Below are 16,448 nucleotides of genomic sequence, written 5' to 3' on the forward strand. Positions count from 1 at the left end.
CTCGGCGGCGCAACGGGTGGCACGAGCGGCGGTCCGCTCGCTCCGGTCACCGGCCTCGTCTCCACCGTCACCGGCGCGCTCGGCGGCGCAACGGGTGGCACGAGCGGCGGTCCGCTCGCTCCGGTCACCGGCCTCGTCTCCACGGTTACCGGCGCGCTCGGCGGCGCAACGGGCGGCGCGGGCGGCAGCAACCCGCTCGCTCCCGTGACGGGCGCCGTGTCCGCGGTCACCAGCACGGTCGGTGCCCCGGCACTGAGCGGCACCACGGGCGCCGTCACGAATTCGGGCTCGGGCTCGAACCCGCTCGCGCCTGTCACGTCGCTGCTCGGCGGCCTGCTCGGCGGCACGCACGGCAAGTAATCGAACATCCATTCATCGACAAGACAGCGAGGAGTCCATCATGTCCCAGCAACGTTCCATCACGACGGCCGCCCTGCGCCAATGGCGCGCGCCCCTCACCGCTTTCGCCGCAGCGTGCCTGCTGGCCGCCTGCGGCGGCAACAGCGTCAGCACGCCGCCGACGAGCAGCAATGCCGGCAGCAGCAGCGGCACCAGTGGTACGAGCGGCACCAGCGGCTCGTCCACCGGCACCAAGGGCGCTGTCAGCACGATAGGCCAGACGGCAACCGACCTCGGCAGCACGGTCGGCAACATCAGCGTGCCCGGCCTCGGCGACGGCGTGACGAAGGGTGTCGGCAGCACCGTCTCGAGCACCGGCACGATCATCAACGCGGCTGCCGATGCGTTGAGCAACGGGCTGGGACAGACCGGCTCGATCAAGGATCCCGTCGGCACGACGGTCGCCGGCCTCGGGAACGTCGTGGGCGCGACGAGCAACACCGTGTCCGGACTGAGTTCGACGGTCAAGGCGCTCGGCACGGGTCCGCTCGCGCCGCTCGCCCCTGTCACGACGCCGGTCGGAACCGTGCTCGACACGGTTGCCAACGGCCTGTCGGCAGCCGGCACGACGATCGGTTCGACGCTGTCGTCGGGTGCCGTGCAGCAGGTTACGCAACCGCTCAGCTCGGCGATCACGCCGCTGGTGATCACCGCAGGCCAGGTCACGCAACAGGTCGGCACGACCACCGGCCTCGGGCAGCCCGTGTCGGGCCTGCTCGGTCAGGTCGGCGGTGCAATCAGCTCGGCGGGCACGAAGGTCGCAAGCACGTCTAACCAGCCGCTCGTCGGCGACGTCGGCCAGCTCGTCACCGCGGTCGGCAACACCGTGACCAACGCGGGCGGCCTCGTGAACCCGAACGGTCCGAACGGCGCGGCACCGATCCCCGGCCTGCTCACCAGCCTCGTCGGCGGCTCGACGGCTACGGTCCAGAACGGCACGTCGTCGGGTTCCGGCTCGACGAACCCGCTCGGCGGCCTGCTGTCCGGCCTCGGCTCGACGCCGCTCGGTTCGCTCACGGGTGCGGTCGGCGGCGCAACGGGCAGCTCGGGCAGCAATCCGCTCGCGCCCGTCACGGGCCTCGTGTCGACGGTCACGGGCACGCTGGGCGGCGCAACGGGTGGTGCAGGCGGGGCAAACCCTCTCGCGCCAGTCACCGGTTTGCTGAATACTGTCACCGGAACAGTCGGCGGTGCAGCGGGAACCGGGGGTTCGTCGAGCCCGCTCGCACCAGTCACGTCGCTGGTCGGCAGCGTGACGGGTGCGGCATCGTCGGGCAGTTCGACGGGTCTGCTGGCACCGGTCACGGGGCTGCTGGGCACGCTGGGTAGCGTCGGCAAGTAAGGAGGACGATCGCGCCTTTGCAGCCGGAGCAGGAGGCGCGGCCGTACCAATACAACCGGCAATGCGGCACGCGGCGCGCGACACCCTGGTGTCGCGCGCCCGCATTAGAAAGAAGATGAAAAGCAAGGCCTACGAGGAAGAACAATGAAATCCAGACTCGACAGATGGATGATGCTGCTCGCTATCGCGGCAGCAGGCACGGCGCATGCACAAACGCGCGCGGCAGGTAACCCGCTCGATTCCCTCCCCCAGATCAACGCACCACAGAAAGGCCCGAGCGTCACCGTGCAGGTCGCGCCGCAGGCACCGCAACTGCAGGAACTGCTGTCGCGGCACCTGACGCCGACGACGTTCCAGGTCGAAGGCGTGAAGTCGGTACCGTTCGACGAGATCTCACGTCGCTTCACGCCCCTCGTCGGCAAGGACATCACGATCGGCGAGCTGATCGAAACCGCCAACGGCGTGACCAAGCTGTACCAGGATCGCGGCTATGCGCTGTCGTTCGCGTTCATTCCCGCGCAGACGTTCGAGAACGGCGTCGTGCGCGTCACGGTCGTCGAAGGCTATGTGTCGGACGTCAAGGTGACCGGCAAGCCCGGCGCGATGGAATCGAAGATCCGCGCGATCGCCGCGCACATCACGGCCGATCGCCCGCTGCGCCGCGCGACGTTCGAACGCTACGTGAACACGTTCGGTCTCCTGCCCGGCGTGTCGGTGAAGGCCAATGTGCCGCCGCCGCAGACGACCGACGGCGCAACGACGCTCGAACTGGCCGTCGACCGCAAGGCATTCAACATCAGCACCGGCATCGATTTCAATCACCCGGGCGTGCAGGGGCTCATCACCGCAACGGAGAACGGCCTCACGTCGTTCGGCGAGCAATTGAGCATTTCCGCGCTGGTGCCACCCGGACGCGACAAGCAGACCTACGTCGCATTCAGCGGTGCCGTGCCGGTCGGCAGCAGCGGCCTGGTCACGCGCCTCGACGCCAGCACGTATCGCGGCAAGCCGACCGACAACCCGGGCCTGCCGTCGACCGTCGAGCGCACCGTCAAGAACGAGAAGCTCGGTCTTTCGGCATCCTATCCGTTGCTGCTGAACAACCAGCGCAGCCTGCTCGGCACCGTGTCGGGCTATGCGTCGCACAACGAAGACCGCTACCAGAACAAGATCAGCGGCAACAGCATCGATACACGCTCGCAGGTCCGCGTGCTGCAGATGCAGCTCGACTATACGAGCGTATCGGCCAAGCAGGTACAGAAGCTGAGCGTGAACGTCGCGAAGGGCTTCAACATTCTCGGCGCGTCGAAATCGCAGGACATCACGATCGGCTCGAACACGACGTCGGTGGACAGCCCGATCTCGCTGACGTTCGTGCGCACCGGCGCGACCTTCACGCAGACCAACGAATGGCCGTTCAAGATCGGCACGTCGGTCTCGCTGACCGGCCAGTACAGCCCCGACTCGCTGCCGACGTCGGAGCAGATCTCGTTCGGTTCGACACGCTATGCCCTCGGCTACCAGCCCGGCGAAACGTCGGGCGATTCGGGCTGGGGAATGTCGCTGGAGGTCAACCGTGGGTTCACGCCGGGCTGGACGTACATGAAATCGATCACGCCGTACATCGCGTACGACATGGCGCGCGTGTATCTGCATACCGGCACGCCGTCGCCGAGCCGCCTGTCGTCGGTCGGTATCGGCGTGCGGTTTACCGACAGCCGCTACTACAGTCTCGACCTGAACATCGCGAAGCCGGTCGGCGATGCACCGGTTGAAAGCGCATCGCGCAGCCCGCGCGTGAATGCCGCGTTCTCGTATCAGCTCAACTGATCGGTCACCAAACAGCCTGCGTCTCGCGGGCCGTTTGGATTAGAACCCCCTCTATCAAACGCGGCGTGCGGTTTCACGTATTCTGGCAAAGCTCGCAACATGCCACCGCCCCATGCAGACGGTCGTGCGGGCACATCGAACACGACATGAAACAAGGAGGAAGACGATGATTCAACTGACCCGCCCGTTGCGCGCGCTGGCCGTCGCAAGCGCCCTGCTCGCTTGCGCCGCCCCAACCTTCGCCCAGGCCGACAGCCCCGTCGGCATGTGGCAGACGATCGACGACAACACGCATCAGCCGAAGGCGCTCGTACAGATCGCCGACGACGGCGAAGGCTCGCTGTCGGGCAAAGTCGTCAAGGGCCTCGGCGCCAATGACACGCCCGATCGCCGCTGCACCGCATGCACGGACGAGCGCAAAGATCAGCTCATCAAGGGCATGACGATCATCAAGGCGATGAAGAAGGACGGCGATCACTGGGACGGCGGCAACATTCTCGACCCGGAGAACGGCAAGGTCTACAAGTGCAAGATGTCGCTCGAAGACGGCGGCCAGAAGCTCGTCGTGCGCGGCTATATCGGCGTATCGCTGCTCGGCCGGTCGCAGACCTGGGTTCGCGCACAATGACGCAACGCGCGTCGACACGCTCGACGCGATAAAAAAATCGGCCTGCGACGACGTCGTCAGGCCGATTTTGTTTTGACGCCGACGTGCATGAAACCGATCGACATCACGCTGCGCGCTTCAGCGCATCCGCCGTGTAGCTGCGCGGTGCGCGATAGACCGGCGCCACGGCACTGCGCACAGCTGCCGCCTTCGATTGCGCGTGCTTGCGCATCCGCGTGGCCAGCTGGTCGCACAGATTCGCGCCTGCGTCGCCATATAACGCATGCATCACCTGCCGCAGCGTGCCGGTCTCGTGCCAGACCTTGAAACGGCGGTGGCAGGTTTGGTACGAGGGGTAACGACGCGGCATCGCGGACCAGGTCGCGCCGCTATAAATGACCCACAGCACGCCGTTTAGGACGGCGCGTGTATTGGCCAGTGGTCGGCCGCGCAACTCGGTGCGCGGCTGCATTTCGGGAAAAAACGGCGCGACGCAGCGCCACTCATGGTCGGTCAGATCGCGGTACGGTGTCATGGATATCTCCAGCCTTGGGAACCATGACACAACGATATCGGCTGACCTCGACCGTGAACATAAGACAAGTCCGAAAATACCCGGAGATTGCGGGAATTTGACCGGAATTGACCTTTGAAGCCCGCCGCTCGCCGGCAACCGCGATCAGGTCAGCGAAGTATCGACGATGCGACGCGGCGTTTCGAGGTATTCCTTCGACTGCATCTCGACGATCCGCGACACCGTGCGCGTGAACTCGTTCGCCATCGGCCCTTCGACGTACAACTGCTCCGCCGGCACCGCCGCGGACATCAGCAGCTTGACCTTGTGGTCGTACAGCACGTCGATGAGCCAGGTGAAGCGTCGCGCCTCGGACGCCATCCGCGGCGACATCTGCGGCACTTCCGACAGCACGATCGCATGGAAGCGGCTGGCAAGCTCGAGATAGTCGTTCTGTGAACGCGGGCCGCCGCACAGCGTCGCGAAGTCGAACCAGACGACCCCGTCGGCCTTGCGCAGCGCCTTCAACTCGCGCTTCTCGATATGCAGGAGCGGGCTTTCGTCCGGCACCGCGGCGAGCTTCGCGAACGCATGACGCAGTTCGCGATCGGCGTCCGCGCCGAGCGGCGTGTGGTACATCTGCACCTGCGCCAGCGTGCGCTGACGATAGTCGACGCCCGCGTCGACGTTCAACACGTCGAGCTTTTGCTTGATCAGCGCGATCGCCGGCAGCATGCGGTCGCGATGCAGGCCATCGGGATACAGATCGTCGGGATCGTAGTTGGATGTCATCACGAACTGCACGCCGTTGTTGAAGAGGCGATCGAGCAGCCGGTACAGGATCATCGCGTCCGCGATGTCCGACACGTGGAATTCGTCGAAACAGATCAGCCGGTAGCGCTTCGCGATGCGCCGCGCGAGTTCGTCGAGCGGATCGGCCTGCCCTTTCAGCTCCTCGAGTTCGCGGTGGACTTCACGCATGAATTCGTGGAAATGCAGGCGCGTCTTGCGCTGCACGGGCACCACCGCATAGAAGCTGTCCATCAGGAAGCTCTTGCCGCGGCCGACGCCGCCCCACATGTAGACGCCGCGCGGGAGGTCCGGATGATTGATGAGCTTCTTGAACGCGTTCGAGCGACGCGCCTTGTACTCGACCCACTCGTCGAAACAGCGCTGCAGGCGATCGACGGCCGCGCGCTGGGCGGGATCGGACTGATAGCCGCGCGTGGTCAGTTCGCGCGTGTAGTATTCGGTGACGTTCATCGGGCAAACCGGAAAGAACGAAGGCGAGCGGGAAACCCCGCCCGCCTTCGTCATGAGACGGCTGCACCGGCCAATGGCCGGCCGGCGCTATACCGCGCTCAGCTGTTCAGCGAGCGCTTGTCGACGGCGAGCGCCGCTTCGCGCATCACTTCCGACATCGACGGGTGCGGATGGCAGATGCGGGCGATGTCTTCCGACGCCGCCTTGAACTCCATCGCCACCACGGCTTCCGCAATCAGGTCCGACGCGTTCGCGGCGATCACGTGCACGCCGAGCAGTTCGTCGGTCTTCGCGTCCGCGATCATCTTCACGAAACCGTCCGGCGCGTTCATGCCGAGCGCGCGGCCGTTGATCGAGAACGGGAACTTGCCCGACTTGATCTCGCGGCCTTCGGCCTTCAGCTGCTGTTCCGTCTTGCCGACCCATGCGATTTCCGGGTACGTGTAGATCACCCACGGAATGCAGTTGTAGTCGATGTGCGGCTTCTGGCCGTCGATCACTTCCGCGACCAGCACGCCTTCGTCTTCCGCCTTGTGCGCGAGCATCGGGCCGCGCACCACGTCGCCGATCGCGTAGACGTTCGGCACCGCGGTACGGCAGTGGTCGTCCACGTCGATGAAGCCACGCTCGTTCGCCTTCAGGCCGATTGCCTCGAGGCCGAGGTTGTCGGTGTTCGGCACACGGCCGACCGACACGATCAGGCGGTCGGCGTCGAGCGTCTGCGCGTTGCCGTCCTTGTCCGTGTAAGCGATCGACACGCCGTCGGCGGTCGTCTTCACTTCGCCGATCTTCACGCCGAGATGGATGTCGAGGCCCTGCTTCTTGAACAGCTTGGCCGCTTCCTTCGCGAGCGCTTCGTCGGCTGCACCGAGGAATGCCGGCAGCGCTTCGAGCACCGTCACTTCGGCACCCAGGCGACGCCACACCGAGCCGAGCTCGAGGCCGATCACGCCTGCGCCGATCACGGCGAGCTTCTTCGGCACCGAGTCGAACGTCAGCGCACCTTCGTTGTCCGACACGATCTTGTTGTCGACCGGGATACCCGGCAGGTGACGCGCCTTCGAGCCCGTCGCGATGATCACGTTCTTCGCGGTGACGACTTCGGTTTCACCCTCGCCGCTCACTTCGATCTGCACGCCGGCATCGGTCTTGCCGGTGAACTTGCCATGGCCCTTCAGCCAGGTGATCTTGTTCTTCTTGAACAGGAACTCGATCCCGCTCGTCATCTTCTCGACGATCGCATCCTTGCGGCCGAGCATCTTCGCGACGTCGATCTTCACGCCGTCGACCGTGATGCCGTGGTCGGCCAAGTGATGCGACGTGTTCTCGAACTCTTCCGACGAGGCGAGCAGTGCCTTCGACGGGATGCAGCCGACGTTCAGGCAGGTACCGCCGAGCTTCAGCGCGCCGGCCGGGTTCTTCCATTTCTCGATACAGGCAACGGTCTTGCCGAGCTGCGCGGCGCGAATCGCGGCGATGTAGCCGCCGGGGCCGGCGCCGATCACGACGACGTCAAATTCCTTGGACATGACAATCCTTTCTACTTGTACGCCCGCACGCTCGCGCAAGTGCGCGAGCGTGCGGGGCGGGTCAATGCAGTGAGACTCGGCTTACAGGTCGAGCAGCAGGCGTGCCGGATCTTCCAGCGCATCCTTCATCGCGACGAGCGACAGGACTGCTTCGCGGCCGTCGATGATGCGGTGGTCGTACGACAGGGCCAGGTAGTTGATCGGACGGATCACGATCTGGCCGTTTTCGACAACCGGGCGTTCCTTCGTCGCGTGCACGCCGAGGATGGCCGATTGCGGCGGGTTGATGATCGGGGTCGACAGCATCGACCCGAACACGCCGCCGTTCGAGATCGAGAACGTACCGCCCGTCATTTCCTCGATCGACAGCTTGCCGTCCTTCGCCTTCTGGCCGAATTCGGCGATCTTCTTCTCGATCTCGGCGAGGCTCAGCTGATCGGCGTTGCGCAGGATCGGCACGACCAGGCCGCGCGGCGAACCGACCGCGATACCGATGTCGAAGTAGCCGTGGTAGACGATGTCGTTACCGTCGATCGACGCGTTCACCAGCGGGAACTTCTTCAGCGCGTGCACGGCCGCCTTCACGAAGAACGACATGAAGCCGAGCTTCACGCCATGTTCCTTCTCGAACTTGTCCTTGTACTTGTTGCGCAGTTCCATGACCGGAGCCATGTTCACTTCGTTGAACGTCGTCAGGATCGCGTTGGTCTGCTGCGACTCGAGCAGACGCTCGGCGATACGCGCACGCAGGCGCGACATCGGCACGCGCTGTTCCGGACGATCGTTCAGCCACGTCGCTGCCGATGCCGGCACCTTCACTTCCGGCAGCGCCGGCTTCGCAGCAGCGGCCTTCGCCGGTGCGGCGGCCGGAGCAGCCTTCGGTGCGCTGCCTGCGGCCAGCGCGTCGCCCTTCGTGACACGGCCGTCACGGCCCGAACCTGCGACGTCGCCTGCCGACAGGCCCTTCTCGGCCAGCAGCTTCGCTGCGGCCGGCGATGCGGCGGCCGAACTCGACGCGGTCGCGACGGCCGGCTGTGCTGCCGGTGCGGCTGCAGCAGGGGCTGCCGCCGGCTTCACTTCGGCGGCGCCTGCCGCTGCTTCGGCAGCACCTGCCTTCGCTTCGGTGTCGATCGTCGCGATGATCTGGTCGGCGACCACGGTGTCACCGTCGTTCTGCAGCACTTGCGCGAGCACGCCCGCGGCCGGTGCCGGCACTTCGAGCACGACCTTGTCGGTCTCGAGTTCGATCAGGATTTCGTCCTGCGCGACTGCTTCGCCCGGCTTCTTCTTCCACTGCAGCATGGTGGCTTCCGAAACCGACTCCGAAAGCTGGGGGACTTTGACTTCTACGATAGCCATGTGATTTTCCTGGATGCTTAATCTGGGGTATGACGAGGTTCGTGCGATTCCTTCGGCCGGTGCGGCGCGCGACGCGCCCGGCAGGCCAAAAGAGACGGGAAAGCGCAGTGCGCCTTCCCGTTTCGCTTGACGTCGGTTATTTCGCGATCGATGCGCTCTTCAGGCGGCCGAATGCACCTTCGATGAGGGCCTTCTGCTGCTCGTAGTGCTTCGCGTAGTAGCCAACCGCCGGCGAGGCCGAAGCCGGACGGCCGCTGTATGCCAGCTTCTGCCCTTCCTTCATGCCTTCCTTCAGGTGGTGCTCGACGTAGAACCAGGGACCCTGGTTCTGCGGCTCGTCCTGCACCCAGACCACTTCAGTCGCGTTCTCGTACTTCTTCATTTCGGCTTCGAACTGCTTGTGCGCGAACGGATACAGCTGCTCGATACGGATGATCGCGACGTCGTTCGCCTTCGCTTCGCGGCGATGCGCGACGAGGTCGTAGTACACGCGGCCCGAGCAAGCCAGCACGCGCTTGACCTTCTTCGCGTCGATGCCGCCGTCGGTTTCGCCCAGCACCGGCTGGAACGAACCCTTCGCGAGTTCCGACAGGTCCGACACCGCTTCCTTGTGGCGCAGCAGCGACTTCGGCGTGGCGACGATCAGCGGCTTGCGGAACAGGCGGATCATCTGGCGACGCAGCAGGTGGAAAATCTGCGCCGGCGTCGTCGGCTGGACGACCTGCATGTTGTGATCGGCACACAGTTGCAGGAAACGCTCGATACGCGTCGACGAGTGTTCCGGACCCTGGCCTTCGTAGCCGTGCGGCAGCAGCATCGTGAGACCCGACACGCGGCCCCACTTCACTTCGCCCGACGAGATGAACTGGTCGATCACGACCTGCGCGCCGTTGACGAAGTCGCCGAACTGCGCTTCCCACAGCACGAGCGTGTTCGGCTCGGCGGTCGAGTAACCGTATTCGAAGCCCAGCACAGCTTCTTCGGACAGCACCGAGTCGATCACCGTGAACTTCGCCTGACCGTCGGCGATGTTCTGCAGCGGCACGTACGTGCCGTCGTTCCAGCGCTCGCGGTTCTGGTCGTGCAGCACCGCGTGACGGTGCGTGAACGTGCCGCGGCCCGAGTCCTGGCCCGTCAGGCGCACCGAGTAGCCCGATGCGACGAGCGACGCGAACGCGAGGTGTTCGCCCATGCCCCAGTCAAGCGGCTGGTCGCCGCGCGCCATGTTGCGGCGGTCGTTGATCACGCGCTCGACGAGCGGGTGAACCTTGAAGTTTTCCGGGACCGTCGTGATGCGTTCGCCCAGGCGCTTCAGTTCGGCGAGCGGCACGGCCGTGTCGGCTGCGTCCGTCCACTTGCGGTTCAGGAACGGAACCCAGTCGACCGCGTACTTGCTCTTGTAGTTCGACAGGACCGGATCGACGGTGTGGTGGCCGTCGTCCATCGCCTTGCGGTACGCCTTCACGTAGTTGTCGGCGTCTTCCGCGGTGATCACGCCCTGCTGCACGAGCTTCTCGGCATACAGCGCACGGGTGCCCGGGTGCTGCGCGATCTTCTTGTACATCAGCGGCTGCGTGACCGCCGGCGTGTCCTGCTCGTTGTGACCCAGCTTGCGGAAGCAGACGATGTCGATCACGACATCCTTGTGGAACTGCATCCGGTAGTCGATCGCGATCTGGATCGCGAGCACGACGGCTTCCGGATCGTCACCGTTCACGTGCAGCACCGGCGCTTCGATCATCTTGACCACGTCGGTACAGTACAGCGTCGAGCGCGCATCACGCGGGTCCGACGTCGTGAAGCCGATCTGGTTGTTGATGACGATGTGCAGCGTGCCGTGCGTGCCGTAACCGCGCGTCTGCGCGAGGTTCAGCGTTTCCATCACGACGCCCTGGCCGGCGAAGGCCGCGTCGCCGTGGATCTGCACCGGCAGCACTTGCAGGCCGTCTTCGTCGCCGCGACGGTCCATCCGCGCCTTCGCGGAACCTTCGACCACCGGGTTCACGATTTCGAGGTGCGACGGGTTGAACGCGAGCGACAGGTGGACCGGACCGCCTTCGGTCGACACGTCCGACGAGAAGCCCTTGTGGTACTTCACGTCACCGGCCGGCAGGTCGTCGACGTGCTTGCCTTCGAATTCGGCGAACAGGTCGGCCGGCATCTTGCCCAGCGTGTTGACCAGCACGTTCAGACGGCCGCGGTGGGCCATGCCGATGATGATTTCCTGCACGCCGCGCTTGCCCGCGTGCTGGACGACTTCGTCCATCGCCGCGATGAAGCTTTCGCCGCCTTCGAGCGAGAAGCGCTTCTGGCCGACGTACTTGGTGTGCAGATAGCGCTCGAGGCCTTCCGCTGCCGTCAGGCGATTCAGGATGTGCTTCTTCTTGTCGATCGAGAAGGACGGCGTCGCGCGGGTCGATTCCAGGCGCTCCTGCCACCAGCGCTTCTGCTCCGGATCGCTGATGTACATGTATTCGGCGCCGATCGTGCCGCAATACGTGTCACGCAGGCCCTTGACGATGTCGCGCAGCGAAGCCTGGTCGAAGCCGAAATACAGGTTGCTTGCGCTGTACGTCTGGTCGAGGTCGCCTTCGGAGAAGTCGTAGAACGCGGGTTCGAGTTCGGGAATGGCGGGACGTTCGCGACGCTTCAGCGGATCCAGATTGGCCCATTGCGAGCCGAGGAAGCGATATGCGCTGATGAGGGACTGGACGTGGACCTGCTTGCGCGCGGTCGCCAGATTGCTGGTGCTTTCGCGCGGGATGAAGGCATTGGCCTTCGCGCGCTCGGCGAACGATTCGACGATCGGAAAATGAGCGACGTCATTGGCATTCGAGCCGTCGGTTGCAGGCACGTTCTGCAGCGCGTCGAAATACTCTCGCCAGTTCTCCGGCACCGATGCCGGATTGTTGAGGTATGCATCGTACAGTTCTTCAACGTACGAAGCATTGCCGCCGAACAGATAGGAGTTCAGCTGAAACTGCTTCATTACATCTGACATTTTACGCTCACCTTTCTTCGAGCTTCTCGAGAAATAGCGGGTTACTCAACCTTCCGCGACACGGCCTGACCGTTTAGCGGATTGCGAATCAAGTCTTGCTTGGAAGGACCTAAAACTTGCGTGCGCGCAGCATATCACAGAACCGTTACCGAAGTTCACGACGAAATGTGCCCGAAAGCACCGCGCGACGGGGTTTTGCCGGATTGCCACGACCCGCGGGAACAGTGTTTTGCAGCCCGCCCGATTGCGCATCGCGCAGATGCAAAAAAGGCCGCCCGAAGACAGCCTTTTTCATCACGCAAGGGAACGATCGAACTTAGTCGACCGCGCCTTCGCGGCTCGCGCGGCGACGCTCGTGCTCCTTCAGGAAGCGCTTGCGCAGGCGGATCGACTGCGGCGTCACTTCCACGAGTTCGTCGTCGTCGATGAATTCGACCGCGTATTCGAGCGACATCTGGACCGGTGGCACGAGGCGCACGGCTTCGTCGGTGCCCGACGCGCGCACGTTGGTCAGCTGCTTGCCCTTGATCGGGTTCACGACGAGGTCGTTGTCGCGGCTGTGGATGCCGATGATCATGCCCTCATACAGCGCGTCGCCCGGCTTCACGAACATGCGGCCGCGATCCTGCAGCTTCCACAGTGCGTAGGCGACCGCGGCGCCGTCATCCTGCGAGATCAGCACGCCGTTGCGGCGCTCGAAGACCGAGCCGTCCTTGACCGGTGCGTACGAGTCGAAGATGTGGCTCATCAGGCCCGTGCCGCGCGTGAGCGTCAGGAATTCGCTCTGGAAGCCGATCAGGCCACGTGCCGAGATCTTGTATTCCAGGCGCGTGCGGCCACGGCCGTCCGATGCCATGTCGAGCATTTCGCCCTTGCGGCGACCGAGCTCTTCCATCACGCCGCCCTGGTGTTCGTCTTCGACGTCGACCGTCAGCAGCTCGTACGGCTCGTGGCGCACACCGTCGATTTCCTGCATCACGACGCGCGGACGCGACACGGCCAGCTCATACCCTTCACGGCGCATGTTCTCGACGAGAATCGTCAGGTGCAGTTCGCCGCGGCCCGACACTTCGAACACCGTTTCGTCGCCCGTGTCCTTCACGCGCAGCGCGACGTTGTGGTTCAGTTCCTTCATCAGGCGGTCGCGGATCTGGCGGCTCGTCACGAACTTGCCTTCGCGGCCTGCCAGCGGCGACGAGTTGACGAGGAAGTTCATCGTCAGCGTCGGTTCGTCGACCGTGATCATCGGCAGCGCTTCCGGCGTGTCGACCGCGCAGATCGTCGCGCCGATGCCGACGTCTTCAATACCGTTGATCAGCACGATGTCGCCGGCTTCAGCCGACTCGACCTGCACGCGCTCGAGGCCCTTGAACGACAGCACCTGGTTGATCTTGCGGTTCAGCACGTCGCCTTCCGGACCGAAGCGCATCACGACCGGCTGGCCCGGCTTGATGCGGCCGCGCGTGATGCGGCCGACGCCGATCCGGCCGACGTACGTCGAGTAGTCGAGCGACGTGATCTGGAGCTGCAGCGGCGCTTCCGGATCGGCCGGGCGAACCGGCACGTGCGCGAGGATCGCCTCGAACAGCGGGCGCATGTCGCCTTCGCGGGTCGCCGGATCGAGCGACGCATAGCCGTTCAGGCCCGATGCGTAGACGATCGGGAAGTCGAGCTGCTCTTCGGTCGCGCCGAGCTTGTCGAACAGGTCGAAGGTCTGGTTTATGACCCAGTCGATCCGCGCGCCCGGACGGTCGATCTTGTTGACGACCACGATCGGCTTCAGGCCGAGCGCCAGCGCCTTCTTCGTGACGAAGCGCGTTTGCGGCATCGGGCCCTCGACCGCGTCGACGAGCAGCAGCACCGAGTCGACCATCGACAGCACACGCTCCACCTCGCCACCGAAGTCCGCGTGCCCCGGCGTGTCGACGATGTTGATGTGCGTGCCTTCGTATTCGACCGCGCAGTTCTTCGCGAGAATCGTGATCCCGCGCTCTTTTTCGATGTCGTTCGAGTCCATCACTCGCTCGGCAATCTGCTGGTTCTCGCGGAAGGTGCCGGACTGGCGGAGCAGTTGGTCGACGAGCGTGGTCTTGCCGTGGTCGACGTGAGCGATGATGGCGATATTGCGAAGGGCGCGGGTCATAGAAACCTGGAAATCGTTGAACGCGCAAACGCGCACGCTCGTCAGTCACCGGGACACGTGCGCGCGCGTTGCAGCTTGGAAAGCCTCAAATTATAGCACGTGAGAATGTCGAGAGCCGGACCGTGTGTTGCAACGCGAAAGATGATGCGCCCCGCCCTCGCCTCGCAGAGGGCGATTTCGCCTGCCGACACACCGCCCACGAACGAAGACCCTGACGCCCGCAAGGGAATTTCGGGCCGCGCAGCGCCCGCCCGCCCGTTCGATTAATATTTGCCGCGGCAAGCAAATAGCGCCTATACTGCTGCCTAGTCAACTATTGCAGCTTCAGGGTTTTATGTCGGATTCTCCTTCCCAACCGCCCGTTTCACCGCTGTCCTCGTATCAGATGAACGACAGCGTCGGTTATCTGATGTCGCGTGTGAAGTCGGTGATGACCAACCTCGTCACGCAGCGCACGCAGGAAGAGCTCGGCATTACGGGCACGCAGGCGAGCATGCTGTTCATGATCGCCGTCGGAAAGTGCTCGACGGCCGCCGAACTCGCTCGGGAATACGGGATCGACGCGAGCGCGGTCACGCGCCTGCTCGATCGCGTCGAGAAACGCGGCCTGCTGTCCCGCGTGCGCAGCATCGAGGATCGGCGGGTCGTACGCCTTGAGCTGACCGATGAAGGCCGCGCGCTTGCCGAGCGTTTGCCGCCGGTGTTCCGCAGCGTGCTCGACGAGCTGCTGGACGGATTTACGCCGGAAGAAGTCGGGTTCCTGAAGAGCATGCTGCGCCGCATTCTCAGCAACTACTGCGAAACCGCGGGCGGCAGCATCACGTAATAGTTGCCATAACAATTACTTTTGACAGATTAATGTAAGGAAATCCTTGCAGTGTCCATCATTCATTCCGAGTCAGGGAACAGCGCGATGAAATCCTCCCCGTTGTCCGTGTGCGCCGGGTCGTGCCGCGCCGCCGTCGCCGCCGCGGTTGCCGCGCTGGCGCTGGCGGGCTGCGCAAACTACATCGGCATCAAGAGCGACAAGCAGATCGCACCCGCATCGCAATTCGAAACCGCCCAGAGCCTGCCGGCCCAGGGCGGCCAGTGGCCGGCGCTTGACTGGGCCAACCAGTTCGGCGATCCGCAGTTGCCGAAGCTGATCGACGAGGCGCTCCAGGGCAACCCGTCGATCGCGCAGGCACAGGCGCGCATCGCGAAGGCGTCGTCGTACATCGAGTCGTCGCGCTCGAACCTGATGCCGAAAGCCGAAGCCAGCTACTCGTGGACACGCGAGCTGTATTCGTCGAACGCGCTGTTCCCGCCCCCGTACGGCGGCCAGTGGTACAGCGAGAACAACGCGCTCGCGAGCGCGTCGTGGGATCTCGACCTGTGGGGCAAGAACCGCGAGCGCCTGCACACCGCCGTGTCGCAGGAAAAGGCCGCCGAGGCCGACATGCAACAGGCGCGCATCACGCTCGCGTCGTCGGTGGCCCGCACCTACAACTCGCTCGCCCAGCTGTATGCGCTGCGCGACATCGCGCAGCGCGAGATCGCCAACCGCCAGACGGTCGGCAGGATCACCGACGGCCGCGTGTCGGCCGGTCTCGACACCAACGTGGAACGCCAGACTGCGCGCGGCAACATCGCGACGACCCAGGCATCGCTGTCCGACCTCGACGGCCAGATCACGACCGTGCGCTACCAGCTCGCCGCACTGCTCGGCAAGGGGCCGGATCGCGGGCTGCAGATCGCCGCGCCGGTGATGAACCCGACCGGCGAAGTCGCACTGCCCGGCAACCTGCCGGCCGACCTCGTGTCGCGCCGTCCCGACATCGTCGCCGCGCGCTGGCAGGTCGAGGCCGCGATGCACGACGTGAAGGAAGCGAAGGCCGAATTCTTCCCCGACGTGAACCTCGCGGCCGGCTTCGGCTTCGATGCGTTCGGCTGGGGCAAATTCCTGAATTTCGCGAGCCGCCAGGCGCAGTTCGGGCCGGCCATCCACCTGCCGATCTTCGATGCCGGTGCGTTGCGCGCGCAGCTCAAGGGCCGCTACGCGGACTTCGACCTGTCGGTCGCGAACTACAACCAGACGCTGATCAGCGCGCTGAACGACGTCGCGACGCAGGTCGCGTCGATCCGTGCGGTCGATCGCCAGATGGATGACGCGCAGCGTGCGCTCGATGCGTCGACGCGGGCGTACGACCTCGCCGTGATCCGCTACAAGGCGGGCCTGTCGCCGCAGCTCCAGGTGCTGACCGCGGACACCAACCGCCTCGCATCGGAACAGACGGTGACCAACCTGAAGATGCGCCGGCGCGACATGCAGCTCGCGTTGATCAAGGCGCTCGGCGGCGGGTTCGACGCGACCGGCACGCGGCTCGCCGCGCCCGACGCCGACAAGCAGACAAGACAGGCCGCCAACTGATCCGGCGCCACCACTACGCAGACACTCGAAATAACGGACGGAGAAAATCGC

The 16,448-nt window shown here is 64.7% G+C and carries 11 protein-coding genes and 1 pseudogene; 6 read left to right on the plus strand and 6 right to left on the minus strand.

Annotated features, from left to right (window positions below; translation table 11 throughout):
- The 4 genes and pseudogenes from DIE17_RS32850 to DIE17_RS32865 form a co-directional block, all read left to right on the plus strand.
- Window positions 1-360, plus strand: a pseudogene (locus DIE17_RS32850) (collagen-like triple helix repeat-containing lipoprotein); the annotation flags it as partial.
- Window positions 361-400: 40 nt separating this feature from the next.
- On the plus strand, window positions 401-1,741 hold the full coding sequence (locus DIE17_RS32855) for a collagen-like triple helix repeat-containing protein (protein WP_124522564.1): 1,341 nt from the start codon (window positions 401-403) through the stop codon (window positions 1,739-1,741).
- Window positions 1,742-1,885: 144 nt separating this feature from the next.
- Complete coding sequence (locus tag DIE17_RS32860) at window positions 1,886-3,571, plus strand: ShlB/FhaC/HecB family hemolysin secretion/activation protein (RefSeq protein WP_044846020.1); 1,686 nt, start codon at window positions 1,886-1,888, stop codon at window positions 3,569-3,571.
- Between the two features lie 166 nt (window positions 3,572-3,737).
- On the plus strand, window positions 3,738-4,199 hold the full coding sequence (locus DIE17_RS32865; protein WP_124488928.1) for a DUF2147 domain-containing protein: 462 nt from the start codon (window positions 3,738-3,740) through the stop codon (window positions 4,197-4,199).
- A 103-nt stretch (window positions 4,200-4,302) separates the two neighbouring features.
- Here DIE17_RS32865 and DIE17_RS32870 read toward each other — a convergent pair whose 3' ends face one another.
- The 6 genes from DIE17_RS32870 to typA all read right to left on the minus strand — a co-directional run bounded on the left by DIE17_RS32870 (window position 4,303) and on the right by typA (window position 13,987).
- On the minus strand, window positions 4,303-4,713 hold the full coding sequence (locus tag DIE17_RS32870; protein ID WP_124572950.1) for a transposase: 411 nt from the start codon (window positions 4,711-4,713) through the stop codon (window positions 4,303-4,305).
- A 144-nt stretch (window positions 4,714-4,857) separates the two neighbouring features.
- Complete coding sequence (gene zapE, locus DIE17_RS32875; protein ID WP_124488906.1) at window positions 4,858-5,955, minus strand: cell division protein ZapE; 1,098 nt, start codon at window positions 5,953-5,955, stop codon at window positions 4,858-4,860.
- A gap of 98 nt (window positions 5,956-6,053) precedes the next feature.
- A complete protein-coding gene (gene lpdA, locus DIE17_RS32880; protein ID WP_044846024.1) occupies window positions 6,054-7,484 on the minus strand; it encodes a dihydrolipoyl dehydrogenase in 1,431 nt (476 codons plus the stop codon).
- 81 nt (window positions 7,485-7,565) lie between these two features.
- A complete protein-coding gene (gene odhB / locus DIE17_RS32885; RefSeq protein ID WP_044846025.1) occupies window positions 7,566-8,843 on the minus strand; it encodes a 2-oxoglutarate dehydrogenase complex dihydrolipoyllysine-residue succinyltransferase in 1,278 nt (425 codons plus the stop codon).
- A 136-nt stretch (window positions 8,844-8,979) separates the two neighbouring features.
- The gene (locus DIE17_RS32890) at window positions 8,980-11,844 is read right to left on the minus strand and encodes a 2-oxoglutarate dehydrogenase E1 component (RefSeq protein ID WP_044846026.1); all 2,865 of its coding nucleotides are present in this window, start codon (window positions 11,842-11,844) and stop codon (window positions 8,980-8,982) included.
- A 316-nt stretch (window positions 11,845-12,160) separates the two neighbouring features.
- The gene (gene typA / locus DIE17_RS32895; protein ID WP_044846027.1) at window positions 12,161-13,987 is read right to left on the minus strand and encodes a translational GTPase TypA; all 1,827 of its coding nucleotides are present in this window, start codon (window positions 13,985-13,987) and stop codon (window positions 12,161-12,163) included.
- Window positions 13,988-14,321: 334 nt separating this feature from the next.
- On the opposite strand from typA, the gene DIE17_RS32900 reads away from it, so the two are divergent.
- Together DIE17_RS32900 and DIE17_RS32905 are read left to right on the plus strand one after the other, a co-directional pair.
- On the plus strand, window positions 14,322-14,813 hold the full coding sequence (locus DIE17_RS32900) for a MarR family winged helix-turn-helix transcriptional regulator (protein ID WP_014897211.1): 492 nt from the start codon (window positions 14,322-14,324) through the stop codon (window positions 14,811-14,813).
- 87 nt (window positions 14,814-14,900) lie between these two features.
- On the plus strand, window positions 14,901-16,397 hold the full coding sequence (locus tag DIE17_RS32905) for an efflux transporter outer membrane subunit (RefSeq protein WP_124522560.1): 1,497 nt from the start codon (window positions 14,901-14,903) through the stop codon (window positions 16,395-16,397).
- Window positions 16,398-16,448: the final 51 nt, after the last annotated feature.

Origin of the sequence: Burkholderia sp. Bp9099, from assembly GCF_003857805.1 — a bacterium.
Lineage (GTDB): Bacteria > Pseudomonadota > Gammaproteobacteria > Burkholderiales > Burkholderiaceae > Burkholderia.